This window comes from Thermanaerovibrio velox DSM 12556, assembly GCF_000237825.1.
Classification (GTDB): Bacteria; Synergistota; Synergistia; order Synergistales; family Synergistaceae; genus Thermanaerovibrio; species Thermanaerovibrio velox.
Genome location: NZ_CM001377.1, coordinates 379,986 through 404,759 on the forward strand (window position 1 = coordinate 379,986; position 24,774 = coordinate 404,759).

General features: G+C 60.2%; 22 protein-coding genes, 1 tRNA gene and 1 pseudogene. 21 read left to right on the plus strand and 3 right to left on the minus strand.

Features of this window, described 5'->3' with window-relative positions; all coding sequences use genetic code 11:
* Nucleotides 1–117: 117 nt before the first annotated feature.
* From THEVEDRAFT_RS01715 to THEVEDRAFT_RS01740, 7 genes are all read left to right on the plus strand, one after another.
* On the plus strand, nt 118–606 hold the full coding sequence (locus THEVEDRAFT_RS01715) for a MarR family winged helix-turn-helix transcriptional regulator (protein ID WP_006583005.1): 489 nt from the start codon (nt 118–120) through the stop codon (nt 604–606).
* Nucleotides 596–1,177 (plus strand): methyltransferase domain-containing protein, encoded by a 582-nt coding sequence (locus THEVEDRAFT_RS10065; protein WP_050802089.1) that lies wholly within the window; start codon nt 596–598, stop codon nt 1,175–1,177. Before THEVEDRAFT_RS01715 ends, THEVEDRAFT_RS10065 begins: the two co-directional genes overlap by 11 nt.
* A complete protein-coding gene (locus THEVEDRAFT_RS10070) occupies nt 1,062–1,409 on the plus strand; it encodes a methyltransferase domain-containing protein (RefSeq protein ID WP_281054556.1) in 348 nt (115 codons plus the stop codon). The genes THEVEDRAFT_RS10065 and THEVEDRAFT_RS10070 overlap by 116 nt, the downstream gene beginning before the upstream one ends.
* Nucleotides 1,406–1,828, plus strand: coding sequence for a GNAT family N-acetyltransferase (locus THEVEDRAFT_RS01725; RefSeq protein ID WP_006583007.1), 423 nt, complete (start codon nt 1,406–1,408; stop codon nt 1,826–1,828). The genes THEVEDRAFT_RS10070 and THEVEDRAFT_RS01725 overlap by 4 nt, the downstream gene beginning before the upstream one ends.
* Nucleotides 1,829–1,992: 164 nt before the next feature.
* Nucleotides 1,993–2,077 (plus strand) — tRNA-Leu (locus tag THEVEDRAFT_RS01730).
* 195 nt (nt 2,078–2,272) lie between these two features.
* A complete protein-coding gene (galE, locus tag THEVEDRAFT_RS01735; protein WP_006583008.1) occupies nt 2,273–3,292 on the plus strand; it encodes a UDP-glucose 4-epimerase GalE in 1,020 nt (339 codons plus the stop codon).
* 92 nt (nt 3,293–3,384) lie between these two features.
* Nucleotides 3,385–5,379 (plus strand): YgiQ family radical SAM protein, encoded by a 1,995-nt coding sequence (locus tag THEVEDRAFT_RS01740; RefSeq protein WP_245522695.1) that lies wholly within the window; start codon nt 3,385–3,387, stop codon nt 5,377–5,379.
* A gap of 25 nt (nt 5,380–5,404) precedes the next feature.
* On the opposite strand, the gene THEVEDRAFT_RS01745 is transcribed toward THEVEDRAFT_RS01740, so the two are convergent.
* Nucleotides 5,405–6,568: a hypothetical protein gene (locus THEVEDRAFT_RS01745; protein WP_006583010.1), complete on the minus strand. Its 1,164-nt coding sequence runs from the start codon at nt 6,566–6,568 to the stop codon at nt 5,405–5,407.
* Nucleotides 6,569–6,738: 170 nt separating this feature from the next.
* On the opposite strand from THEVEDRAFT_RS01745, the gene THEVEDRAFT_RS01750 reads away from it, so the two are divergent.
* The 10 genes from THEVEDRAFT_RS01750 (at nt 6,739) to THEVEDRAFT_RS01795 (ending at nt 18,310) form a co-directional block, all read left to right on the plus strand.
* A complete protein-coding gene (locus tag THEVEDRAFT_RS01750; protein ID WP_425358271.1) occupies nt 6,739–8,847 on the plus strand; it encodes an acetate--CoA ligase family protein in 2,109 nt (702 codons plus the stop codon).
* A 7-nt stretch (nt 8,848–8,854) separates the two neighbouring features.
* Complete coding sequence (plsY, locus tag THEVEDRAFT_RS01755; RefSeq protein WP_006583012.1) at nt 8,855–9,457, plus strand: glycerol-3-phosphate 1-O-acyltransferase PlsY; 603 nt, start codon at nt 8,855–8,857, stop codon at nt 9,455–9,457.
* Nucleotides 9,458–9,535: 78 nt separating this feature from the next.
* Nucleotides 9,536–10,015, plus strand: coding sequence for a CtsR family transcriptional regulator (locus THEVEDRAFT_RS01760; RefSeq protein WP_006583013.1), 480 nt, complete (start codon nt 9,536–9,538; stop codon nt 10,013–10,015).
* Nucleotides 10,016–10,069: 54 nt separating this feature from the next.
* Nucleotides 10,070–10,543 (plus strand): UvrB/UvrC motif-containing protein, encoded by a 474-nt coding sequence (locus THEVEDRAFT_RS01765; protein WP_006583014.1) that lies wholly within the window; start codon nt 10,070–10,072, stop codon nt 10,541–10,543.
* Nucleotides 10,521–11,591, plus strand: coding sequence for an ATP--guanido phosphotransferase (locus THEVEDRAFT_RS01770; protein ID WP_245522696.1), 1,071 nt, complete (start codon nt 10,521–10,523; stop codon nt 11,589–11,591). The genes THEVEDRAFT_RS01765 and THEVEDRAFT_RS01770 overlap by 23 nt, the downstream gene beginning before the upstream one ends.
* 134 nt (nt 11,592–11,725) lie before the next feature.
* A complete protein-coding gene (locus THEVEDRAFT_RS01775; RefSeq protein ID WP_006583016.1) occupies nt 11,726–14,179 on the plus strand; it encodes an ATP-dependent Clp protease ATP-binding subunit in 2,454 nt (817 codons plus the stop codon).
* A 58-nt stretch (nt 14,180–14,237) separates the two neighbouring features.
* Nucleotides 14,238–15,062, plus strand: coding sequence for an SDH family Clp fold serine proteinase (locus THEVEDRAFT_RS01780; RefSeq protein ID WP_006583017.1), 825 nt, complete (start codon nt 14,238–14,240; stop codon nt 15,060–15,062).
* Between the two features lie 251 nt (nt 15,063–15,313).
* Entirely contained in the window at nt 15,314–16,849 is a 1,536-nt protein-coding gene (gene nhaC / locus THEVEDRAFT_RS01785) for a Na+/H+ antiporter NhaC (RefSeq protein ID WP_006583018.1), read from the plus strand.
* Nucleotide 16,850: 1 nt separating this feature from the next.
* Nucleotides 16,851–17,312, plus strand: coding sequence for a hypothetical protein (locus THEVEDRAFT_RS01790; RefSeq protein WP_006583019.1), 462 nt, complete (start codon nt 16,851–16,853; stop codon nt 17,310–17,312).
* Nucleotides 17,313–17,452: 140 nt separating this feature from the next.
* Nucleotides 17,453–18,310, plus strand: a complete 858-nt coding sequence (locus tag THEVEDRAFT_RS01795; protein ID WP_006583020.1) for a mechanosensitive ion channel family protein — start codon at nt 17,453–17,455, stop codon at nt 18,308–18,310.
* Here THEVEDRAFT_RS01795 and THEVEDRAFT_RS01800 read toward each other — a convergent pair.
* Together THEVEDRAFT_RS01800 and THEVEDRAFT_RS09755 are read right to left on the minus strand one after the other, a co-directional pair.
* Nucleotides 18,280–19,791 (minus strand): phosphodiester glycosidase family protein, encoded by a 1,512-nt coding sequence (locus tag THEVEDRAFT_RS01800; protein ID WP_006583021.1) that lies wholly within the window; start codon nt 19,789–19,791, stop codon nt 18,280–18,282. The genes THEVEDRAFT_RS01795 and THEVEDRAFT_RS01800 overlap by 31 nt on opposite strands.
* Before the next feature lie 109 nt (nt 19,792–19,900).
* Nucleotides 19,901–21,009, minus strand: a pseudogene (locus tag THEVEDRAFT_RS09755) (YeiH family protein).
* A gap of 510 nt (nt 21,010–21,519) precedes the next feature.
* Between THEVEDRAFT_RS09755 and THEVEDRAFT_RS01810 the strand changes: the two are divergent.
* The 4 genes from THEVEDRAFT_RS01810 to THEVEDRAFT_RS01825 are packed head-to-tail and all read left to right on the plus strand — an operon-like array spanning nt 21,520 to nt 24,755.
* Nucleotides 21,520–22,389 carry a branched-chain amino acid ABC transporter permease gene (locus THEVEDRAFT_RS01810; protein WP_040825120.1) on the plus strand — a complete coding sequence of 290 codons (870 nt, stop codon included), beginning with the start codon at nt 21,520–21,522 and terminating at the stop codon, nt 22,387–22,389.
* A gap of 16 nt (nt 22,390–22,405) precedes the next feature.
* Entirely contained in the window at nt 22,406–23,281 is an 876-nt protein-coding gene (locus THEVEDRAFT_RS01815) for a branched-chain amino acid ABC transporter permease (RefSeq protein WP_006583025.1), read from the plus strand.
* A gap of 6 nt (nt 23,282–23,287) precedes the next feature.
* A complete protein-coding gene (locus THEVEDRAFT_RS01820) occupies nt 23,288–24,055 on the plus strand; it encodes an ABC transporter ATP-binding protein (RefSeq protein ID WP_006583026.1) in 768 nt (255 codons plus the stop codon).
* The gene (locus tag THEVEDRAFT_RS01825) at nt 24,045–24,755 is read left to right on the plus strand and encodes an ABC transporter ATP-binding protein (protein ID WP_006583027.1); all 711 of its coding nucleotides are present in this window, start codon (nt 24,045–24,047) and stop codon (nt 24,753–24,755) included. Before THEVEDRAFT_RS01820 ends, THEVEDRAFT_RS01825 begins: the two co-directional genes overlap by 11 nt.
* The last annotated feature ends 19 nt before the right edge of the window (nt 24,756–24,774 follow it).

Below are 24,774 nucleotides of genomic sequence, written 5' to 3' on the forward strand. Positions count from 1 at the left end.
TATTTATTCCCTAGGAGTTGGCTTTGTTGACAAACTATCCAATCCCCTTGACGTGGCTCGGCAAATTAGGTGTAATATAAAACAGTTGGTTTTTGCAACTATTGGGGGTGCTTAGGTTTGAGGCCATCGGATTCGGGCATGAGGGAGAAAGCCTCGGCCCTTAGAGCGGCCCTTAGGGGCCTTGTGAGGGGCCTTGGCCTTCTGGACAGGGATGGGGCATGCTGTGGGGGGGTAACCTTGGCCCAGTGTCACGCCCTAGGAGAGATCGCAGACTCCGGCGGGCTGTCGTTGATGGAGCTGTCCCGAAGGCTTGGGCTCCATAAGAGCACCGTGAGCAGGACCGTTGATCCTCTGGTGGAAATGGGGTTGGTGGCCCAGGAGAGGGATCCATTGGACAGGAGGCGGTACGTTCTGTCCCTCACAGCTAAGGGGGTGGAGGTGGAAAGACGCATATCCGCCACCGTGGAGCTTCGGTGTCTTCGGATACTCGAGGCCCTTGACCCAGCATCCCATGACAAGGTGCTTTCCGGGGTGGAGGAACTGCTCATGGGGCTTAGAAAGGCCCTTGAGAAGGAAGAAGGGGAGTGTGATTGCGTTGACCTTTAGTGATTTTTCTTCCCACGGGGCAAGGGAGATAAAGGAGAAGGTGAGGAAGAGGTACGCGGAGAACCTGGTTTCGAGAAGCTGTTGTGGCAGCTGCGGCTGTGGAGGCTTGGAGGCCATAACGGAGGGTAACTACGGCGAAGAGCACATGTCCGTGGTGCCCCAGGGGGCGGAGCACGTGTCCTTTGGATGCGGCAACCCGGTGGAGCACGCGGATCTCATGCCCGGGGAGCGGGTGCTGGACCTTGGGTGTGGAACTGGGCTTGACGCCCTGCTGGCGGCGGTGCAGGTGGGGCCTGAGGGGTCCGTGGTGGGGCTTGACATGACGCCCCAGATGATAGAGAGGGCCCGATCCAACCGAATGGCCTGGGGGCTTGACAACGTGGAGTTCCTCCTGGGGGAGGATGGAGCGCATACCCCTGCCGGATCTATCGGTGGACGTGGTCATCTCCAACTGCGTGATCAACCTTTCCCCTTTGAAGGAGGCGGTTTTCGCCGAGTCCTTCCGGGTTCTCAAGGAGGGTGGGCGTTTTGTGGCCGCCGACGTGGTGGCCCTGCGCCCGGTCCCTGCTGAGCTTAAGCGGAACTTTGAGGCCTTCAGCGGATGTCTTGCAGGGGCCCTTTCGGTGGAGGGTTTCCGTTCGATGCTCCTTGAGGGGGGGTTTTGCTCTGTAGATGTGAAGGTTATTAAGAAGTACCGATTCTCAGGTGAAGACGCGGAACGGCTCTTCGGGGCCGAGGTGGAACAGTTGGACCAGGCCTTCGGCAGCGCGGTGGTGTTGGCTAGGAAGGGGGCGGCCCGTTGAGTCCCCGATTGCCTTTCAACAGTTTTTTTGACCCCTTGGGAGACGTGCTGTTCTCCACGCTCAAGGACTCCGCCGTGGAGACAAGGGAGCTCTTCATGCTCTTAAGGTCCCGAGGGCTCACCGATCGGGGGCTTGAAGCCCACAGGGAGCACATGATCGTGGCGCTCAGCGGAAGGCGGCTCATAGGCGCCGTGGGGGCAGTTCCCTTGGGTTCCTGGGGCATGATAAGGTCCCTGTGCGTCCTTCCGGATTTTGAAGGCCTTGGGATCGGCGGAGAACTGCTTAGGCTTGGGGAGGAACGGCTGCTTGAACAGGGGACCTCTCGGGCGTGGCTCATCAGTGGCTCATCACCGGCGGGGCGGAGGGTTATTTCACCTTCAAGGGATATGAACGGGCCTTGCAGGTTCCAAGCCCCGTAGCCCATGCCCTTGGGGTCTTGGGCTGCCCTTCCTGCGCCGTCACGATGTTCAAGGATCTCATGCCTTAGGAGGTGCCCTTGCGAGATGCCCAGTGAGCTTAAGAATCTTAGGGCCTGGTCCCCTTGACTAGCCCGCCTTGGGCTAGTAGAATACCTCTCGTCAGTGCCGGGGTGGTGGAACTGGTAGACACGCACGTTTGAGGGGCGTGTGGGGAAACCCGTACGAGTTCGAGTCTCGTCCCCGGCACCATTTTTTTGCCTCCGTTGGTGTTTCATTTCCCCCTTCGGCGCCGTTCCATCCTGGACGGCGCCGAAGCTCTTTCCCCCTTGGGGTAACTTCCCTTCTTTCCCACGGTGACGGTCACCTTGGATGGTACAATTGAAAAGGCATGGGCGTTTAGCCCTTTGGTGCGCCGTAATTTAATTCCGTGGGGGTTTTATTTCAATGGCCATACTCATAACCGGCGCGGCCGGTTACATAGGAAGCCACTGCTGCGTTGAGACCCTGGAGGCGGGGTATCAAGTGGTGGGATTGGATAGCTTCGTGAACAGCAAGCCGGAGGTGCTTAACCGCATCAAGGCCATAACGGGCAGGGATTTCCTGTTCTACCGGGGGGACATGAGGGACAAGGACCTCCTGGACAGGATTTTCACCGAGAATCAGGTGGACACGGTCATCCACTTCGCGGGTCTTAAGGCGGTGGGGGAGTCGGTGGAGCGACCCCTGGACTACTACGATAACAACGTCTGCGGCACCGTTACGCTGTGCGACGCCATGCTCCGCCACGGGGTAAGGCGCGTGGTCTTCAGCTCCTCCGCCACCGTTTACGGCACCCCCGAACGGTGCCCCATACCGGAGGATGCCCCCTTGGGCCCCGAGAGCCCTTACGGCAGGACCAAGCTCATGATAGAGGAGATCCTAAGGGACCTCTGCTCCGCAAAGGAGGGGCTGCTGTCCGCGGTCCTGCTTCGCTACTTCAACCCCATAGGAGCCCATCCCAGCGGCATGATAGGGGAGGACCCCCAGGGGATACCTAACAACCTGATGCCCTACATAACCCAGGTGGCCTGCGGGAGGCTTGAGGAGTTAAAGGTCTTTGGTGGCGACTACGACACCCCCGACGGAACCCCCGTGAGGGACTACATACACGTGGTCGACCTGGCCAAGGGACACATCAGGGCCATCGAGAAGGCCGCCTCGTCAAAGGGTGTGATGGTCTACAACCTGGGCACCGGAAGGGGGTACAGCGTCCTCGAGGTGATAAAGGCCTTTGAGGCCGCCACGGGGATAAGCATACCCTACAGGATAGTTGACCGCCGTCCCGGGGACGTGCCGGTTTGTTATGCGGACCCCTCAAAGGCCCTGAGGGAACTTCAATGGCGGCCGGAGATGGACATAAACCAAATGTGCAGGGACTCCTGGAACTGGCAGAGCAGGAACCCCATGGGATACGACGCCCGATGACCTTTAAAGTTGCGGAACTGCACCAATGGTCCCTTGTTGCCCCCCTCTTAGCCTCCTAGGAGGGGGAAGGATCCCCTGGGAGATGGGGAATTGTGGTCTTAGAGGAGGCATGTTCCATGGCCTATGGTGGTAACGGCCGAAAGGGCCGCGAAGGGGGCAAAGAACTTCGTTTTCTTCCCGCCACCCCCGAGGAGGTGGCGCGCCTTGGCTGGGACTCTCCGGACTTTCTCCTCATAACCGGAGATGCCTATGTGGACCATCCTTCCTTTGGACACGCGGTGGTGGCCCGCTGGCTCGAGGCGCTGGGCTTTAAGGTGGCGGTGGCCCCCCAGCCTAGGTGGGACAGCCCGGAGGAGCTCTTGGCCTACGGAAGGCCCAAGCTTGCGGTGCTCATAAGCGGCGGCAACGTGGACTCCATGGTGGCCAACTACACCTCCGAGCGGCATCGGCGCTTAAGGGACCTCTACTCCCCCGACGGCGTTCCGGGGCTGCGTCCCGACAGGGCGGTCATCGTATACTCCAATCTGGCAAGGCGGGCATTTAAGGGGGTACCGGTGATAATAGGAGGTATCGAGGCCAGCTTGAGGCGCCTTGCCCACTACGACTACTGGACCGACCATGTGAGGCGGTCGGTCCTCATGGACTCGAAGGCGGACATACTGGTCTACGGCATGGGGGAGCGTCCGCTTAAGGAGATCGCAGAGCGCCTGGCCGCCGGCGAGGCCGCGGGGGACATCAAGGATGTCAGGGGCACCTGCGTCAGGATAAGAGAGGACCAGATGCCCGAAGGATGCCTCGTGATCCCCTCATTCGAGGAGGTAAGGACCAGCGCCGCGGCCCACTGCGAGGCCTTCCGGCTGGCGTATCTTAACAACGATCCCTTTAGGGGCCGTCCACTGGTACAGCTCCAGGACCCGGGGGTGCTGCTCCAGAACCCCCCTCCCTTGCCCTTGTCCCAGGAGGAACTGGACCAGGTGTACTCCCTGCCCTTCACTTACCTCCCTCATCCTAGGTACCAGGGGTCCCACATCCCCGCCCTGGACGAGGTGCGGTTCAGCGTTACCGCCCACCGGGGGTGCATCGGTGACTGCTCCTTCTGCGCCATAAGCATGCATCAGGGCAAGGACATACAGCCCAGGAGCTTGGGGTCCATGGTGGAGGAGGTGGAACGGTTCCTGGAGTCGCCGGATTTTAAGGGCATGGTGAGCGACGTGGGAGGTCCCTCCGCCAACTTTCACCGGATGCCCTGTCCCAAGGCGGAGAGGCAAGGGGTCTGCCGGGACAGGTCCTGCCTTGGGGCCTCCCCCTGCCCAAACCTGCGTCCCAGGCATGAGGACTACTTCAAGGCCCTGAGGGCCATAAGGTCCATGAAGGGGATAAAGAAGGTGTTCGTGCGCTCCGGGGTGCGGTACGACTACCTTCTGATGGACCGGCCGGAGTACCTGCGGGAGCTGTGCGAACATCACGTGAGCGGCCAGATGCGGATAGCCCCGGAGCACCTCTGCGACTCCGTCACGACCCTCATGAACAAGCCGGGCTTTGAGGTGCTCCTAAAGTTCATGGAGGCCTTCGGGGATGTGGCCGGCGGTAGGCTGTTTTTGGTGCACTACATAATGACCTCCCACCCGGGCTGCACCTTGGAGGATGCGGTGGAGATGGCGGTGGAGCTCAAGAGGCTCGGCATAAGGCCCCGGGAGGTGCAGGACTTTACCCCCACCCCCATGACCAGGTCCACCTGCATGTACGCCACCGGCATGGATCCAATGACGGGCCGAAGGGTCCACGTCCCCAAGGGCCGTGAGCGGCGTCTGCAGCGAGCCCTTGCCCAGTACTGGAAGGAGGAGAACCGCTCGCTGGTTGAGGAGGCCTTGAGGGAAGTGGGCAGGGAGGATCTGGTGGGCTTTGGCCCCCGGTGCCTCATCCCCCCGCAAGGCCCCATCAAGAAGTCCCTGGATCCTGCCATTAAAGCCCAGGGAAGGGGCAAAGGTGCGGCGGGGCCACGGGACCCTTCCGGATCCAAGGGGGCCCACGGAAGGCAGGGCAAGAAGCCAAGGAGAGGAAGACCCAGCCCCAAGGGAGGCCGTTGATCTTCCCCTGGGGCCCTTGGGCACTTTACATGCCTCCGGGCAGGCTGTTTCTTGTGATCCTAAGTATGCGTTCCATCCAGGCCTGGAACCTTACGGCCCGTAGGATGTTGAGCAGCGTTACGTTCGGGTCCTCCATGCTGCTGCAGGAGTCGTTCTTGAGGGCGTTGGAGTAGACCTCCAGGGGATACCGGAGGATCCAATCTTTGAGCATCGAGTTGCCCACCGGGTGATACAGTATTGCCCCCAGCCCCCCCTCCTTCTGGACGTAAACGGTCACCTGGTATACCTGCTTCCCCAACACCCCCACCGGGAACTCCACCCTCTCCCGGCGACCGAACCCCTCCTTTAGGAGCAGGTCGTGCCCGTCTATGGTCCGCTCGACCTCTATGAGGGTGAGGTCGTAGAAGTGCCTTATGAAGGCCACGATCCTCCTGCAGAGGTCCGAGGCGTAGGGAGCCATCTCGGACCTGTCCAGGCTTCCCACCACCTGTACCTCCCCTCGCTGCCCCCATATCTTGTGGGCCAGGGAGGTGTCCTCCGTTGGGTTCTGGGGCTCCACCATGCCCAGCACCGCCGCGGCGGCGGAGGTCATGACCGGGGTGTACCACCTCTGGGGGTTTACCCGCATCAGCTTGGTTATGATCCCCCTCTTCTGGAGCCCCTGGACTCCCACCTCCTGGGATTCCATCTTGAGCCCCTCGTCCAGGTTCCCTTCGGCTCCGGAAAGGAGAACCTCCCGCTCCTTCTCCTGCACGGGGAAACACGGTATGAGCCGTCCCATGGGGGCCCCGGGCATGACCCAGCCGAGCCAAAGGGAGAACCTCTTCTCCTCGGGCAGCATGTTGAACTCGTTTTCCCTTATCACCATCTTGGGCTGGTGCAGTATGTCCGTGAGGGCCCTGAAGGTCTGCCATATCATGGGCTTCACCGCAGGGTGGGTCATCCCATGGGTTATGAGCTGCGACAGGGCCTTGTCAAGCTGGGCCACAGTGTAGCTTGCGCTGCTCTTAGGCCCGGTCTTGATGTGCAGTTCCCGCCCCTCCTCCAGGAACCAGGAGGGGCTCACCGCCTTTTTCTTGCCCGTGCCGTTGTTTATTATGTTCACCATCGGGGAGCCGTCGGTGAGGTGCATCGTTAGCGTCAGGTTCTCGTCAACCCTCAGGTTGGCTATCTCTTCCCTTATGGCCAATGGAAAGACCTCCTGCCTTATTTAATGTTACTATTTTATGGTACCTCGAGGGGTTTGTCTAAAGAAATATCCTGGTACGCCGGAGCCCTTGGGGTCGCGGGGGCGTTATAGTATCCTTTGAGGTGGGCTACAGCGTATATGTGTTCATATGTGTCCGTCATTCCTTGGGGGTGGGACAGTTGGACTGTGGTGACCTGTTGGGACTCAGGGGGCTCTTGGAGCCCCGGGGCGTGGCGGTGGTGGGGGCGTCTTCTAACCTGGAGAGCATATCGGGCCGTCCGCTTAAGCTGCTCATGAGGTACCGTTACCAAGGGGGAATATACCCGGTTAACCCGAACCGGGAGAGCATAGGGGGATTGAGGTGCTACCGGGACCTCCTGGAGGTGGATGGTCCTGTGGACGTGGCGCTGGTGGCGGTGAGGGCCAACCTGGTGCCCCAGGTCATTCGGCAGTGTTCCCAAAGGGGCATAGGTTTTGCGGTGGTCTTCTCCTCCGGCTTTGCGGAGGGGGGCGATCAGGCTCTTCAGGAGGAGGTCATTAGGGAGGCTGAAGCCGGCGGGGTGAGGGTTCTAGGTCCCAACTGCCAGGGGCTGGTGAACCTGGCGAAGGGCATTCCGTTGAGCTTCTCTGCCTCCCTGGACACCGACCGGTTCACCGGCGGCAGCCCCGGTGGGATTGCCTACGTATCCCAGAGCGGCGCCTTCGGTTTTGCATCCTTCGCCTGCGCGTCCGACATGGGAGCCCGCTTCCGCTACGTGGTCACCACCGGCAACCAGGGGGACCTGGACACCGTGGAGGTTTCAAGGGCCCTGCTGGAGGACCCGGAGGTCCGGATGCTGATGATGTACCTGGAGGGCGTGAGGGACAGTGAAAGGCTGGTGGAGCTGCTTAAGGCCGCCAGGGGCAAGGGGGTTCCGGTGGGCATCTTGAAGGCTGGTAGAAGCGCCAGCGGGTCCGAGGCGGCGAAGAGCCACACCGCCTCCGTGGCGGGGGACCAGCGGGTCTGGAGGGCGGTGCTGGAGCAGCACGGGGCGATCCTCCTGGAGGACCTGGAGGACATAAGCTCCCTGGGCCTCATGTGCGGTGCCCCTAGGCCCAGGGGGTCCAGGGTGGGCATAGTAACCACCTCCGGCGGGGCGGGGATAATGATGGCGGACCTCTGTTCCGAGCGGGGGCTTGCGGTGCCTAAGCTCAACCCGAACGCGGCGGAGAGGATAAGCCGGGTGATACCCCCCTTCGGATCCCCGGTGAACCCGGTTGACGTGACCGCCCAGGTTATAAACGACCCATTGGGACTTAAGGAGTGCCTGGAGGCCGTGAGGGACAGCGGGGACGTGGACATGATAAGCGTGGTCATCTCCATGATAACCGGTGAGGCGGGGCTTAAGACCGCCCAGCAGGTGGCGGAGTTCGCCAAGACCTGCGATATGCCCCTTCTCTGCTCCTGGCTGATAGACCAGGAGCACGGGGGGGAGTTCATAGAGTTGCTGAGGGAAAACCACGTGCCGGTCTTGAGGAGCCTAAGGCAGTCCGCTTGGACCCTTAAGGCCTTATGCGACAGCTCTTCCAGCCTGGACTTGGGGTCCTCCGGGTCCCTAGCGCCCTTCAGGGTTCCGGAGGGCCTGATGGGCGGGGTCCTAACGGAGCACGAGGCCAAGGGGGTGCTTAAGGCTGCGGGGGTCCCAGTCACCAGGGAGGAGCTGGCGGTGACCCTGGAGGATGCCCTCAGGTCCGCGGAGAGGATAGGCTATCCGGTGGCCCTCAAGGTGATGTCCCGGGAGATACCCCACAAGACCGACGCAGGGGTGGTGGCGTTGGGGGTTAGGGGGGCGGAGGAGCTTAAGGAGGCCTACAGGACCGTCATGGCCCGGGCGCTTGAGGTGCCCGGGGCGAAGATAGAGGGCGTACTGGTCCAGGAGATGGTGAAGGGCCTTGAGTGCATAGTGGGGGTTAAGCGGGACCCGGTGTTCGGCCCCGTGGTGGCCTTCGGGCTCGGAGGGGTTTTCGTGGAGGTCCTTGGGGACCTGGCCATAAGGAAGGCCCCGGTATTTGTGGACGAGGCCCTTGAGATGGTGGACTCCATAAAGGCCTCGCCGCTCCTTGGGAGGTTCAGAGGCCGGGGGGCTTTGGACAAGAGGGCCCTGGCGGAGGCCATATCCGCCATATCCAGGCTTGCCCTGGACGAGAGGGTGTTGGAGCTGGACGTTAACCCCCTCTTCGTGATGGAAGAGGGGAAGGGCGTTGTCTGTGGAGACGCCCTGATAAACCTTGGGGAGTGATGGAACCATGAATTGGATCTGGCCCTTTTTGGGGTACTTGGCGGGGTCCATGCCCACCGGTTACCTGGTGGTGAAGCTTTTACGGGGTGATGACATAAGGCGTTACGGTTCCGGCAACATCGGCGCCACCAACGTGGGCCGGGTTATGGGTAGGAAGTGGGCCGTGGCGGTGGCGGTTACGGACATGCTCAAAGGTGGGATCGTGGTGGCCCTGGCCATGGCGCTGGGGGTGAGGGACCATCTGGTCTTGGCCCTTACGGGCCTCTTCGGCGTTTTGGGGCACAACTTCCCGGTGTGGCTTCGCTTTAAGGGTGGCAAGGGGGTGGCCACATCCTTTGGGGTCATGTTCTTCTTCAACTGGTTCTCCCCGTGGCCGGCGCTCATCGGAGGCGCCGTGTGGTACCTGGTGATGCGGGCTTCGAGGTACGTGTCCTTGGCGTCCTTAGTGGCCCTTTACTCCTCCGTTGGGCTTATGTGGTTTTTCCGCGCCCCTGCTCCCTACTGCTGGGCATCCCTCGCCTTGGCGGTGCTGTCCACCTTAAGACACCGGGAGAACATAAAGCGCCTCATGGCGGGCACCGAGAATCGGGTGGGACAGCCCAAGGTCTGATGACCCCTGCGGCTTGATTTATTTTGACCAAATGGATAGAATTACCCCATGGAACAATGTCTATGGGGGGTTTGTGTGATGTCCAGTTTGACCAAGGCGATCGAGGAGTACATAACTAGGCTCTTCGAGGAGGCGGGATCACATCAGATCTCCCTCCGGAGGAAGGAGCTGGCGGAGAGGTTTGGCTGTGTGCCTAGCCAGATAAACTACGTTTTGAGGAGCCGTTTCGCCCCGGAGCATGGGTTTGTGGTGGAGAGCCAGCGGGGTGGCCACGGCTACATAAGGATAGTGCAGCTCAGGCTGAAGGACCCCAAGGAGCGGGTGGACCACATCGAGAAGCTGGTGGGCCGGGCCATAACAGAACAGGAGAGCAAGAGGCTCTTGTCGAACCTGCAGAACCGGGGGCTCATAACCCCCCGGGAGCGGCTGATAATAGAGGTGGCCTTGAGGAACCAGGATGAACAGTTCAGGAACCTCTTCGACGTGCCGGCCTTTCGGAGGGACACCATGAGGGCGGAGCTGCTCAAGCGGCTCATAACCAGCCTTGCCCTGATGTGATGCGGTGCGGATGGTGTTGCTTTAGTCATAGGTTCCCTTGAGAAGGGCATATTCATGAAGTGCGAGCGTTGCGGACGGGAAGCGAGCGTCAACATAAAGGCCTTGACCAACGGGGTGCTTAGGGAGCATTGGCTGTGCGGGGAGTGTGCCTCCAAGGCGGGTTTTAGCGCCGGGCCCTTTTCCATATCCATCTCCCTTAAGGATCTTCTACCCTCCATGACCTCCGATGAGGGGGTGGACCTGGTGTGCCCCTCCTGCGGCCTTCGGTGGTCCCAGTTCCGGAAGACCGGGCTTTTGGGCTGTGGCGGCTGTTATGACGCCTTCAGGGGGCGGCTCATGCCCCTCATAGCCCGGTTTCAGGGGGGGCAGTTTCACCGGGGCAAGCGTCCCAGCGACCAGCAGTGGGAGCTTAAGCGTCTTCGGGAGGAGCTTAAGGCGGCGTTGGAGGAGGAGGCCTACGAGAGGGCGGCGGTGATAAGGGACCGCATAAGGGCCTTGGAAGGGGGTGTTCCCCCTGCTTGCCCGTGAGGTGGCGTCGTTGAGCCTGGAGTGGCTGGATCCAAAGGGTGACCTCCAGGACATGGTCATGTCCAGCCGAATAAGGGTGGCCAGGAACCTAAAGGACCGTCCCTTTCCCCATTTTGCGTCCCCGGAGGACCTTGAGGCGGTAAGGGAGCGGGTGCTGGAGATACTCTCCGGCGTTGAGCACCTTAAGGACCGGCGGATCTACCACATCGACTCCATGGATCCGCTGTCTCGGCAGGTGTTGGTGGAGAACCGCCAGATGAGCCGGGCCCTGGCTCAGGGAGGTCCCGGCAGGAGCATACTGTTGGATCTCAAGGGGATTCTGTCGGTGATGATAAACGAGGAGGACCACGTGAGGCTTCAGGTTCTCCTTGGGGGGCTGAACCTTCAGGAGGGCTGGTGCGTTGCCAAGTCCCTTCTTGACCGCATGGGGGAGGACAACTTCGCTTTCCACGGGGATCTGGGGTTCCTCTCCAGCTGTCCCACCAACGTGGGCACCGGCCTTAGGGCCTCTGTGATGGTGCACCTTCCCGCTTTAGCGCGTCTTGGGAGGATGGAGGCGGTGTCCAACGAGTGTCAGAAGCTCGGCCTGGTGGTCCGGGGGGCCTTCGGTGAGGGGACCCCTTCCCATGGGGCCATATTTCAGATATCCAACCAGGTGACCCTGGGGCCCTCGGAGGAGGAGTTGGAGGAGAAGACCACCGGGGTGGTGAGGCGCCTTTGCGAGGAGGAGAAACGGGCCCGGGAGGTCCTTCGAGAGGCGGCGGGGGAGAACCTGGAGGACGGGATATTTAGGGCCTTTGGAATACTTACCAACGCGAGGCTCCTATCCTTCGGGGAGACCATGGAGCTGTTGTCCTCCGTGAGGCTTGGGGGCGCCATGGGGATGCTGCCCAAGATGAGCGGGGCCTTTTGGAACCGGCTGATGCTGGACGTTCAGCCCGGCAGGATCCAGGCCCTTGCGGAGGGGCCCTTGGACAGGAAGGGAAGGCGAAGGCTTAGGGCCCAGCTGGTGAGGGAAAGGCTTGCGGGGCTGGAATCGTGCCCCTGATGAAATGTGATTAGCCGCGGGCCGGCGGGGACGCCTCTTTCGCAGGTTATCCTTGCCGGCCCCTTTTTAACTTTTTAACCGTTAAGCGGTTTTTGATAGTCCCGGTTGGGGTTTGATGGAAGGGGGTTTGTCTCATGTGGCAGTTCTTTACGGAGCGGGGCAAGAAGGTGGTGCAGCTGGCCCACCGGGAGGCCTTGAGGCTTGGACACGAGGTCATAGGTACGGAGCACATCCTGTTGGGCCTTTTGGCGGAGGGGGAGGGAGTGGCCTCCCAGGTGCTGAGGGCGGCGGGTTTGGAGCTGGATGAGATAAGGGAGCAGGTGGAGCGGGTTGTGGGGGTAGGTGAGCCCAAGGATAAGCCGGTGGACCTACCCTTGAGCCCCCGGGCGAAGCGGGTACTTGACCTCTCCATGCGGGAGGCCAGGAACATGGGGGTCAACTACGTGGGCACGGAACACATCCTGTTGGGCCTTCTGGCGGAGGGGGAGGGGGTGGCGTTCCAGATCCTTAACCGCATGGGGCTTGACCCGGTGAAGGTGAGGCAGGATGTGCAGGCCTACCTGTCGGGCACCTCGTCGGAGCTTCAGGATCCCCGCCGGAGCGGGGATGATCAGGATAGGAAGGGTGCTCAGTCCAAGACCCCGACCCTTGATCAGCTGGGGGTGGATCTCTCGGAGCTCGCCAGGAACGGGGAGCTGGATCCGGTCATAGGCAGGGGCAAGGAGATACAGCGGCTGGTGCAGGTGCTTTCCCGGAGGACCAAGAACAACCCGGTGCTCATAGGTGATCCCGGGGTTGGGAAGACCGCCATAGTGGAGGGGCTGGCCCAGCGGGTGGTTTCCGGCGACATCCCGGAGGTGCTTAAGGGCAAGCGGGTCGTGCAGCTCAACGTGGGGAATTTGGTGGCGGGTACCAAGTATCGCGGTGAGTTCGAGGAGAGGATGCGCAAGCTGGTGAAGGAGATAAAGGAGAGCAAGAACGTGATCCTCTTCGTGGACGAGATACACACCCTTGTGGGGGCCGGTGGCGCCGAGGGGGCGGTGGACGCGGCGAACATTTTAAAGCCCAGCCTTGCCCGGGGGGAGTTCCAGGTAATAGGGGCCACCACCATGGAGGAGTACAGGAAGTACATAGAGAAGGACGCGGCGCTTGAGAGGCGTTTCCAGCCGATCCACGTGGATGAGCCCTCCGAGGAGGACACGGTGCTGATACTGGAGGGTCTTAGGGACCGTTACGAGGCCCACCACAGGGTTAAGATATCCGACGAGGCCCTTGTCGCTGCGGCTAGGCTTTCCAAGCGCTACATAACCGAGCGGTACCTTCCGGACAAGGCCATAGACCTGATAGATGAGGCGGCCGCCAGGTCCAGGCTCAAGACCATGGAGGCCCCGGAGGAGCTCAAGGAGATGGAGAAGCGGCTGGAGGAGGTTCGGAAGGAGAAGGAGTCCGCGGTGATGTCCCAGGAGTTTGAGAAGGCCGCCACCTTGAGGGACGAGGAGAGGCGCCTTTACGAGGAGATGGAGGAGGTGAGGCGCCGCTGGCAGGTGAGGCGCAACCAGGAGGAGCCGGTGGTGACCGGGGAGGACATAGCGGTTATAGTCTCCGAGTGGACCGGCGTGCCGGTGGTTCAGCTCACCGAGGAGGAGGCCAAGAGGCTTCTTCGGATGGAGGAGGAGATCCACCGCCGGTTGGTTGGTCAGGAGGAGGCGGTGAGCGCCGTGGCCCGGGCCATAAGGAGGGCCAGGAGCGGTCTTAAGGATCCCCGGCGTCCGGTGGGGAGCTTCCTGTTCTTGGGCCCCACCGGGGTAGGAAAGACCGAGCTGGCAAGGCGCCTTGCATGGTTCCTCTTCGGCAGCGATGACGCCATGATACGGTTTGACATGAGTGAGTTCATGGAAAGGCACGAGGTGGCCAAGCTCATAGGGGCCCCTCCCGGTTACGTGGGCCACGAGGAGGGCGGCAAGCTCACCGAGGCGGTCCGCCGGCGTCCCTATTCGGTGGTGCTCTTCGACGAGATCGAGAAGGCCCATCCGGATGTGTTCAACCTGCTGCTTCAGCTTCTGGAGGACGGGCGTCTTACCGACGGCCAGGGGCACGTGGTGGACTTTAGGAACACGGTGGTTATAATGACCAGCAACGTGGGGGCTTCCGACGCTTCCAAGGGGCATCTGGGATTTTCGTCCGGTGGTGATGATGAGGCCTTGGAGGGGTGGGACAGGACAAAGGGGGCCATAATGGACGCGGTGAAGCGCACCTTTAGGCCCGAGTTCCTCAACCGGGTGGACGAGATGGTGGTGTTCCGGCCCCTGAGGAGGGAGGAGCTGCTGGGCATAGCCCGGATGATGCTGGATGAGGTGGTGGCCCGATGCGCCGAGAAGGGGATAAGGCTTTCGGTGAATGACCAGGTGGTGCAGAAGGTGTTGGAGGAGGGCTTTGATCCCAAGTTCGGCGCAAGGCCCCTAAGGCGCACCATACAGAAGCTGGTGGAGGATCCGCTGGCGGACATGATGCTGGAGGGGCTCCTTAGGGAGGGTATCCATGTGGAAGCCCTATTGGAGGACCAGCGGGTGAAGTTCGTTCCAAGGTAGGTAAGGGGCAAGAGGAAATTTAGGTTGGAGAGGAGAGGTGATTGTGGTGGGAGGAAACTTGTTCTATCTTCTGTTTTTCCTGTTTTTAATGGGTCCCACGCTGAGGCAGTGGCGGCTTAACCAGATGAGGCTTCAGGCCATGAGGAGCCTGGAGCGCCGCAGGAACAGCCGGGTGATCACCCTGATTCACCGGCAGGAGACCATGGGGTTCTGGGGGATGTTCCAGCGCAACTTCATCAACATAGAGGACTCCGAGGAGGTTCTTAGGGTAATAAGGATGACCCCCGACGACACTCCCATAGACCTGGTGGTCCACACCCCCGGCGGGTTGCTCCTGGCGGCGGAGCAGATCGCCGAGGCCCTTCGGAAGCACCGGGCCAAGGTCACGGTCTTCGTGCCCCACTACGCCATGTCCGGGGGCACCCTGATAGCCCTTGCGGCGGACGAGATAGTTATGGACCGCCATGCGGTGTTAGGCCCCGTGGATCCCCAGCTTGGCCAGTGGCCTGCGGCTTCAATCCTCAAGGTGGTGGAGCAGAAGCCCTTATCAGAAGTGGATGATCAGACGTTGATAATGGCCGACGTGGCCAGGAAGGCCATATCCCAGACCGAGGCTTTTGTGAGGCGGCTTCTGGTGTCCAACGGCATGGATGAGTCCAGGGCCTCGGAGCTGTCCAAGGCGCTGACCGAGGGCCGGTGGACTCATGATTACCCAATAAACATAGACGAAGCCCGGGAGATGGGGCTTCCGGTGAGCGATGAGATGCCGGAGGAGATATGTGCCCTCATGAGGCTTTACCCCCAGTCCGGTCAGGGGCGCCCGTCGGTGCAGTATGTTCCGCTGCCCAACGAGATGGGGCTTAACGGCCAGACCAGGTCGTAGCCTGTGAGCCTTTCCCTTTGGAATACGTTGACATGTGAAGAAAAACTTGAGATTATGCTGATCGGGGCTCCTCTTGATTAAAAGAGGAGCCCCTTTATTTGTATTGATGATTCAGATGATTTATTCTGGACATCGGCGTATGGTTGATTATAATCGTCAGAGGGACAGTACAATTTAAAGGGGAGGTGTTGGATGGGTTAAGGTGGGTTTCCAGGGGGTTTAGATAAAACAATAAGGGGGAGGTTAAGGCTATGACGGAAGAGAGGAAGTACAGAAAGCCTAGCCTGATGGAGGCTGTAATAGTCCTCCTTTTCAGTGCCGCCTTCATAGGTGCGGGGGTCCTTTATTGGGAGGTCTCGGTTCACATACCGATAGTGGTGGCTGCTACTTTCGCATCCCTCATGGGTCGCTTCGTTGTAGGCCGTCCCTGGCGGGACATAGAAGAGGGGATGGTCAACGGCATCATGGTTGGCATGCAGGCCATGCTGATCCTTTACATCATAGGCATGTTGGTGGGCACCTGGATACCCGGCGGGGTGGTGCCCAGCATGATCTACTACGGACTTTCGATTCTCAACCCGTCCGCGTTCCTTCTCACGGCACTCATAATGTGTTCCATAGTGTCGTTTGCCACCGGCACCTCTTGGGGCACCAGCGGCACCGTTGGAATAGCCCTGATGGGGATAGGTGCTGGACTTGGGATACCAGCTCCGATAACCGCGGGCTTCATAATCTCCGGCGCCTACGTGGGTGACAAGATGTCCCCTCTCTCGGACACCACGAACCTTGCCCCCGCTGTGGCGGGCACCGATCTCTTCCAGCACATAAGGGCCATGATGTGGACCACCCTTCCCACATACGCCATAGTATGTGTGGTGGCGGTGTTCCTTGGAATGAAGTACGCCGGTGGCTCCTTGGATGCGGCCAAGATAAGGGCGATCCAGGCGATTTTGGGCGGGGAGTTCAACATAAGCGTTACGGGCTTGATCCCCCCAATCCTGGTCATAGCCATGTGCGTCCTGAAGATTCCGGCGATCCCCGGGCTCTTCGCCGGTGTTGTGGCGGGGGGCGTGCTTGCGATATTAAACGGCTACGGCATAGGGGATGTGCTCAACGTAACGCTGGACGGATACACCGCTCAGCTCTCCGCCAAGCTGGCGGAGGCGTCTGACATGGCGGCGGTGGCCAAGATACTGCAGGAGGCGGGTATCTCCGGGGTGGCGCCGGAGATGGCCAAGGAGGTCGGCACCTTGCTCAGCGACCTCCTTACCCGGGGCGGCATGTCCTCCATGTACAGCACCATAGCCCTCATAACCTGCGCCCTGTCCTTTGGCGGCATCATGGAGAGGTGCGGGTTCCTTGAGGTCATATTGGACCACGTTCTCAAGGTGGTACGTTCCGTTGGTGGCCTTGTAGCGTCTGTCATAACCGCCAGCTTCATCTCCAACCTGTTCCTCGGTGACCAGTACCTGTCCATAGCCATGCCGGGCCGGATATTCAAGAACGCCTTTGACTGGAAGGGGCTGCACCCCCGGATGCTCTCCCGAAGCCTTGAGGACTCCGGTACCCTTACATCGGTGCTGATACCCTGGAACACCTGCGGAGCCTATAACTCCGGCGTCCTTGGCGTTAAGACCGTGGAGTATGCTCCCTATGCCATACTCAACTGGCTGAACCCAATAATGGCCATAATCATAACCTACCTCGGCATAGGCGTAGCCTGGCGTGGTAAGGACGGGGAGCCGGTGATAGCTAAGAACAGGCCGGCGGAACTGATGGAGGGTTAAGTTGTCCCAGCATAGGATAGAGGCCGTCGGGGCGGGATCCCTGCCCCGATGGCTTAAGTTTGTTGCCGCAGCGTTGGGCATCCTACTCCTGGGGGATGCCATGAGGTCCTTCTTCTTCGGGGCTGGAGGGCAGGTGAGCGCCAAGTTCATAATAGGCGCTGCCTGCTTGTACGCCACCGGGGTGGACAAGAAGTTCTTCGCCTCTGAGGATGGGATAGTCAAGGAGATCCGCACCTGGATGGGGTCCAGGAGGGAGGTGCTCCCTTGGGGGGAGGTGAAGTTCATCACCCTTGCCTTCAGGGGGGACAAGATGCTGGCCTTCTTCGAGCGGGACACGTCGGGCTGGAAGGTGATCTTTAAACGCTCCGATCGGGAGGCCCTTCAGGATCTCATATCTCGAATGGCCCCCTCCGTGGAGCTGGACCTGGTGGGGGATCCGGAGGCCTCAAAGAAGGGGGCCTGAGCGGTTCCATGTTAACCTGTTGAAGGTGTTTACCCTGCGGATGGGGGGCAGCTCCCCCCATCCGCGTTTTAGGTCCCTTGGGATCCTATCCCTTTGCTTCGAGAGCGGGGTGATAAAATGCCCTTGGAGGTGATAGACGGTTGAAGGGCAAGCTGCTTGCCATGGCGGACCTACTCTGGTGGGATTTCCTTGGGGTCCTGGACGATCTAGTCCTTTGGTCTGCGCTGTATTGGCTTATCAAGAGGTTCATAAGACACGGCATAGGTATAGCCCGGGGCAGGGCCAAGTCGGAGGGGGACCTGAAGCGCCTTGATACCCTGGAAAGGGTGGGCTTGTCGACCCTTAGGACCTTTGTGGCGGTGGCTGTTGCGCTGTCGATGTTGGATGCGGTTGGGGTGAACGTTAAGGCCCTGCTGGCCGGTATGGGTGTGGCAGGGTTGGGCATCTCCCTGGCGGCCCAGAGCATGATAAAAGACTTCATATGCGGGATCCTTATCCTCTTGGAGGACCAGTTCAACGTGGGGGACGTGGTCACCATAGGGAGCTTCAGCGGGGTGGTGGAGTCCTTTAAGCTTCGGGTTACCCACCTGAGGAACCTTGACGGGGAGCTCATAGTGATCCCGAACGGACAGATAACCACCGTGGTGAACCAGACCAAGGGTTGGTCGGTGGCCAAGGTGGAGGTTGGGATACCCTACGAATCGAACCCCGGTGAAGCGATGGAGGTTATGGAGGAGTGTGGTAGGGCCCTCATGGGGGAGATGGGGGATGTCGTTCTGGAGCCCCCGAGCATTCAGGGCATAGTGGAGTTTAGGGAGAGCTGCATCACCCTGAGGGCCCTCATAAAGACCCAGCCCGGTAGACACTGGGAGGTTGGAAGGCGCTACCGCATGCTCCTTAAGGAGGCCTTCCAGAGGAGCGGGATCTCCTTCCCGTACCCCAGGCTGGACGTGGAGATAAGGGGATCTCACCGGGGCTCAAATACCCCGATCCCGTAGGGAATGGGCCTTTCCCGCCGGTCCGACGGTTTGTTTACCGTCACGGAGCGCCATATCATCTGTGAGGACCCCCCGCCGTCCAGGTTTAACGCCGCGGTCAACCCCTCCTCCAGGGCGATCTGTGCCGCCTCCTCCAGGGTTACCCCGTCGCTGTGGCCGTTCCTGCCGTCTATGACCATGAATACTAGCCCCTGCCCGTCTATGCCCACCAATGTCCTGGGGTGCCGCCGATGGGTTATGGTCTTCGAAAGCCCCTCTTGGCGGCGAAGGGGGGTTCGGTTTTCCACTATCATGGGGCCCCCTTGGATAACCATGCTGCAGGATTGGAACAGGGGGAACGCGAAGTTGCTAACCAGCTCCACCGGTTCGCCCATGGATGCGGTGGAAAGGAGTTCCCCTGCCCTGCCGGTGCCCACCAGGACGTAGTCCCCTTGATTTGCTGCCGAAACCGCTCCATCCTTTACCCAAAGCAGCGTAGTTCCACCGGTCAGCCCGGGCCTGTAGGCGGAGGGGTTGAATATGGAGAGCTCCCCGTTCTTGGGGGGTATGTTGAAGTCGCTTATCGGGAGGATCGTATCCCTTAACCGGACTCCGAAGTATGCGGTGCCGTCTCCGAAGAAGACCGAGCCCTCCGGTGTTATGCCTACCGCGGAGCGCCCTGGGATGGGCCTTCCCATTGGTATCCCCCGGTGAATTAGCGTGCCGAGCGGGAAGGAGTTGTAGTAGTAGCCGCCGTTGACCATGGCGATCGCCCCCTTGGAGTTGGAGTGCAGGAAGGACATGGGGGCCCTTCCCATGCCGAAGGAGCCGGCGAATACCGGTTCCACCTTAAGCTTGGAGGGATCTATCCGCAGAACCGCGTAATACAGCCTGGTGGAACTTCCGGAGGTTTCCTGGGTTCCCACGCAGGAGGCGTTCCACTGGGGATACCTCTCCGCCTCCTCTAGCGCCTGGGTTGGGTTTTCGAAGGGGCCGATCTGGACCGTACCGTCCGGGAGCTGTGTGGCGGACTTGCCGGACCTGATGGCCCAAAGGGCCATCTCCTGGTAGAGATCCCCCCGGTCGGATTGGAGAAAGTAGGGCCCCGTGACCTTAACCGACTTGCCCCTCTGTACCACCTTGAGGGAGGCCCCGTCTGTCGCGTCGGTTATCTCCACCCCGGAGACCGAGGAGGTCTTTGGGGTCATGAGGTCCTCGGAGGTGGCTTGGGAAGATGTGAGGTCCGGCGATATCAAGGGGGTCAATCCAGCGGCCTCCATTGCCTCCAGCAGGTCCGCCGCGGCATCGAAACCAAGGTCCCTGAGGGCTTTGACCCTGTCGGAAGGCCCTAGATTCCCCTTGGAGGCGGTTTGAACGGCGGCTTCCCCGGAGGGGCTTCCCTCGGAAGCCCAGACCGCCCCGGCGGAGTGGTGTAGAACGCTCACCTGCAGGGCCAGGAGGACCGTGATGATAGTCATGCTTAAACGGGAACGTGACTTCATGGATTGCTCCTTTCGCGGGATTGCCTTGAGGAGTTTAAAGGCTTATGCGAGATGATTTTATCACTTTTAACTTAAAGCAGGCTAAGGGTCTTGCGTCGGGTTTTCCCTCTTAATGGGTTATGGTGAAGTAGGACGCCAAGGAGAGGACCACCGAGGCCGTAAGCATCGCCGCCATGGGTTTTAGGGCCCTTTCCCTTAGGTTCGCAAGGTGCACGTTCAATCCCAGCCCAACCATGGCGGAGGCCAGCAGGAACGAGGCTCCGGTGGATATGAGGTTTAGGAGGTCCTTTGGTATTGGGAAGTAGGTGCCGATAAGGCTGGTGGCGATGAACCCCGCGAGGAACCAAGGGAAGGGTACGTTGCCCCGCATTTGGGATCCCCCGCGCTTTCGGTTGGCGATGGCGATGGTGAACACCAGGGGAACCATTAGGAACACCCGTCCAAGCTTTCCAGAAGCGCTTCCGCCAGGGCATCCGGCCCGGCGGGGGAGGCTGCGGCGGCAACATGGGCTATCTCGTGAAGGCTGATGCCGCTTAATACGCCGTACTCCACCGGTGATAGGGGCAGGCGGCTGCGTAGGAAGGCGTAGGCCAGGGCGAAGATGGTGCCCACCAGGGCAACTATGCCTACCCCTATGGCGGTCTCCTCCTCCTCGGCCTCAAGGACCGGTGCCGCGGCGGCGATGGCCGCCGCTCCGCACACCCCGGTGCCTATGCCGAGCAGCAGGGAGAGGCGTCTTTCCGCGCCGATGATGTGGGCGATGAGCATGGTTACCGCTATGGAGAGGGCTATGCTCTGGGCGTCGTAGAGCAACAGGGATGCCCCCTTGTGGATGATCACCTGGATGTTCAGCTTGAAGCCGTACAGCACGATGGCGAAGCGCAGCACCTTCTGGCCTGCGAAGCGGATGCCATCTTTCAATCCCTCCGGATATCCCACGGTGTTGCGGTAAAGCACTGCCAGGAGTATGGAGGTCAGCATTGCCCCCACTCTATCCAAGACCGGAAGGTGTGATAGGGCATTCCCTAGAGTTGCCACCACCAAGGTGAAGATCACCCCTAGTAGCAGTGGACAAGTTTCAGCCCTTTGAGGGCTTGGATATGACCGTACTTTTCCTTCATTCATGCTTCTTGCACCTCCGATGTTATTTTTAAAAATTGTTTGTCGGTGTTTTGTGATTTTATGCGATATTGATATTGTTTTCTCCGTAAAACGCATTTTCGTGTCGTATTATAGCCCTTATGAGTTCGTTGGGTCAAAATATCAGTAAAATTACAATAAAATCACTTGATGTGCTGAGTGAAGTGTATCCTTGGGGGTTCATGGGCCGTCTCACCGTGCGAAGTTGCCGCTCAAGGCTTGTTCGGTTATCGCAGCGGGGGTCTTCTTTGCCGGGGATTTGGTTTTTGGGGCTTTTGGGGGCCCACTCGGCCGTCATGGTGTTGGCGTGGAACATCGGTTGTGCCGGCGCTGCTTTAATCCTTTCCCCTATGGGTTCCGGGAATCTTATTTTAGTTAACTATTTTTAACCTGATCTTTCCGTGTCTTCGCCTGTTGGGCGTTGTTTTTGGGGTTGGACACTTGGGCCAATTTTTTATATATTACAGACGTGCTTTCCTTCAGTCCTGTAAATCGGTCAACGGAGCCAAAGTTAAAATATAAATTAAAATCTTTCCCCTGGTATTTCTGGCGGTGGAAGGGTTGGAATCAAGGAGGGGAGGTTTGCATATGGACTTATTCCTTGAGCAGCTTCTCAACGGCCTTGCGGTGGGGGCCATATATGCCCTTACCACCCTGGGGTTGGCGCTGGTTTACGGGATCCTTAAGATACTTCACGTGGCCCATGCGGGGGTCTACTCTGTTGGGGCCTACGTGGGGCTTTATGTTTACGGGGCAACCCACAGCCTCGCGCTGTCCGTCCTGGGGGCGGTGGCGGTGTGCGCATGTCTTGGGGTGGTCATAGAGAAGCTGGTTTACTTTCCCCTGTTGAAATACCCCCCTTACGTGCCCCTGATAGGGAGCATAGCGGTTTTCATATCGTTGGAGGAGCTCATAAGGCTTGCGGCGGGCCCGGACATCCACTCCTTTCCCGCGGATCTGCCCTTCCCATCCCTTAGACTGGGGCACCTGATGGTGTCCCCTCAGCTCATGGGGGTTTACGTGACCACCGCGGTGGTCTTGGTGGGGTTGTGGTTTCTCACCTCCAAGACCGAGTTCGGCCTTGCCATGAGGGCCGCCTCTCAGGACATGGAGGTGGCGTCGTCGCTGGGGGTCAACAGCCCCCTGGTGGTCAGCATGTCCTTCGTGATCGGTTCTGCCACCGCTGCCCTGGCGGGGATCCTAGTGGGTATATATTACAACCAGGTCTACCCCACCATGGGGGCGGTCCCGGCTTACAAGACCCTGGCCCTCATAGTGGTGGGGGGAATGGGGTCTGTCCCTGGGGCGGTTCTGGCGTCCCTCCTCCTGGGATTGGCGGAGACGATGCTTATCGGGTACGCCAACGTGCCGCTTCCGAGGGATGCCCTGGCCTTCATCGCCATGATAGCGGTGCTGTTGTTAAGGCCCCAGGGGCTACTAGGCCGCCGGGCCCGATAGGAAGGGGGGAGTTCCTTTGAGCGACTACGCCGTAAGCGTGGCCACCATGATAGCCATACAGGCCATAGCGGCCCTTGGGCTCAACGTCATAGTGGGTTACGCAGGGCAGATATCTTTGGGGCATGCGGCTTTCTTCGGCATAGGGGCCTACACCTGCGCCATGCTCACCACCAACGGCATCTCCTTCTGGCTGGCCCTTCCGTTGGTGATGCTGGTGGCGGGGGTGATAGGGGCGGTTCTTGGCCTTCCCAGCATAAGGCTCAGGGAGGACTTCCTGGCCATAACCACCATAGGGATAAACTTCATAGTGGAGGCCGTCTTCCTTTATACCCCATTCTTCGGTGGGGCCCTTGGGATAGGGGGCATACCGAGGGTGGTTTTCTTCGGGGAGAAGCTGAGGGAGAACGGTTTCTTCCTCTTGTCCCTGGGGTTCCTGGCCCTGGCGGTCCTGTCGTGCTGGTGGTTTAAGAGGTCTTGGCTGGGCCTTGGCTGCTTCGCCATAAGGGAGGATGAGACCGCCGCTTCCAGCATGGGGATACCCCCTGTCAAGTTCAAGCTAGCCGCCTTCGTGTTCGGTGCCAAGCTGGCCGCCCTTTCGGGGGCCCTCTATGCCCACTACATGAGGTTCATAAGCCCCGGGGACTTCGGGTTCCCCGTTTCGGTCATGTTCCTGTCCATGGTGGTGTTGGGCGGTATGGGGACGCTCTGGGGGCCCATATTGGGGGCGGTGGTGCTTGGTGTGTTGCCCGAGGCCTTTAGGTCCCTGATGGACTACCGAATGCTCCTCTATGGGGCCCTTCTCTTGCTTATGATCCGTTTTCAGCCCGGGGGTCTTCTGGGGGAGGGAAGCTTTGTGAAGAAGGTCCTCGGTTTCGGGCGAAGGGGCGGGTGATCGGTGATGGATGCCATTCTGGAGGTCAAGGACCTGTCGATAAACTTCGGGGGGCTCAAGGCGGTGGACTCCGTGAGCTTCTCCATGGCAAGAGGGGAGATAATGGGGCTCCTAGGTCCCAACGGGGCGGGGAAGACCACTTGTTTTAACATGATATCCGGGGTGCTGAAGCCCACCGGGGGGGCCATATACTTCGACGGCAAGAGGACCGACGGGCTTCCCCCCCACAAGATGGCGGAGCTCGGGGTGGGACGGACGTTCCAGATAGTGCGGCCCTTCGGTGCCCTTTCGGTTTTGGAGAACGTATGCGTGGCCCTCGGTGGTTGGCGCTACAGGGGAAGCCCCATTAAGGCCATGGGGTTCTCCATGGGGCGGGAGGTCCTGGAGGAGGCCAGGGGTATCCTGGATAAGGTGGGGCTCCTTCCCCTGGCGGATACCAGGGCGTCTCTTCTGCCCATAGGAAACCTCCGCCGGCTTGAGATAGGCAGGGCCCTGGCGCTGAAACCGAAGCTCCTGCTGCTTGACGAGTGTTTCTCTGGCCTGAGGCACGAGGAGATAGAACGGATAGAACAGCTGGTGAGATCCATCCGGGAGTCCGGGGTTTCCGTGCTGCTCATAGAGCACAACATGAAGGTGGCCATGGGGCTGAGCGACCGGGTTGTGGTGTTGGATCACGGCAAGAAGCTGGCGGAGGGGCTCCCAAGGGAAGTGGCGTCCGATCCGGCGGTGGTGGAGGCCTATCTGGGTAAGGGGGTGTCGTCCCTTGCTTCTTGACGTTAAGGACCTAAGGGTTTCTTACGGTGACTTTGAGGCGGTGCACCAGGTGTCCTTCTCGGTGGATCAGGGGGAGCTGGTCTCCATAATCGGGGCCAACGGGGCGGGGAAGACCACGGTCTTAAGGGCCCTGATGGGGCTCACCATGCCCAAGGAGGGACACATATCCTTCATGGGCAGGGACATCACCTTCATGCCCCCCCACGAGAGGGCGCGGCTTGGTATGAGGCTGGTGCCCGAGAGGGCCAGGGTTTTCCCTCAGCTCACGGTGGAGGAGAACCTGCGGATGGGGGCCTATGGGATGAAGAAGGACCGGGCTTTGGCGGAGCGCATCGATTGGATATACGAGCTGTTCCCGGTCTTGAAGGACAGGATGACGCAGCTTGCGGTGACCCTTTCCGGGGGGGAGCAGCAGCAGCTGGCCATAGGAAGGGCCCTAGTGTCGGATCCGAAGCTCCTCCTGGTGGACGAGGTTTCCATGGGGCTCATGCCGAAGCTGGTGGATAGGGTTTTTGAGGTCTTAAAGGAGCTCAATGCCTCCGAGGGGATGACCATACTGCTGGTGGAGCAGAACGCCTTGGCGTCCCTTGGGATATCCCACCGGGGCTACATCCTCCAGACAGGGAGGATAGAGATAAGCGGAGCGGCCTCGGAGCTCATGGCGGATCAGCGGGTTCGGGAGGCTTACCTTGGGGTTTGACGGGCCTTGTGTCGCAGGC

Excerpts from the sequence above, each read along its gene's own strand:
- galE (WP_006583008.1), top strand. The coding sequence starts at position 2,273 with ATGGCCATACTCATAACCGGCGCGGCCGGTTACATAGGAAGCCACTGC.
- plsY (WP_006583012.1), top strand. The coding sequence starts at position 8,855 with ATGAATTGGATCTGGCCCTTTTTGGGGTACTTGGCGGGGTCCATGCCC.
- THEVEDRAFT_RS01760 (WP_006583013.1), top strand. The coding sequence starts at position 9,536 with ATGTCCAGTTTGACCAAGGCGATCGAGGAGTACATAACTAGGCTCTTC.
- THEVEDRAFT_RS01765 (WP_006583014.1), top strand. The coding sequence starts at position 10,070 with ATGAAGTGCGAGCGTTGCGGACGGGAAGCGAGCGTCAACATAAAGGCC.
- THEVEDRAFT_RS01775 (WP_006583016.1), top strand. The coding sequence starts at position 11,726 with ATGTGGCAGTTCTTTACGGAGCGGGGCAAGAAGGTGGTGCAGCTGGCC.
- nhaC (WP_006583018.1), top strand. The coding sequence starts at position 15,314 with ATGACGGAAGAGAGGAAGTACAGAAAGCCTAGCCTGATGGAGGCTGTA.
- THEVEDRAFT_RS01800 (WP_006583021.1), bottom strand. The coding sequence starts at position 19,791 with ATGAAGTCACGTTCCCGTTTAAGCATGACTATCATCACGGTCCTCCTG.
- THEVEDRAFT_RS01810 (WP_040825120.1), top strand. The coding sequence starts at position 21,520 with ATGGACTTATTCCTTGAGCAGCTTCTCAACGGCCTTGCGGTGGGGGCC.
- THEVEDRAFT_RS01820 (WP_006583026.1), top strand. The coding sequence starts at position 23,288 with ATGGATGCCATTCTGGAGGTCAAGGACCTGTCGATAAACTTCGGGGGG.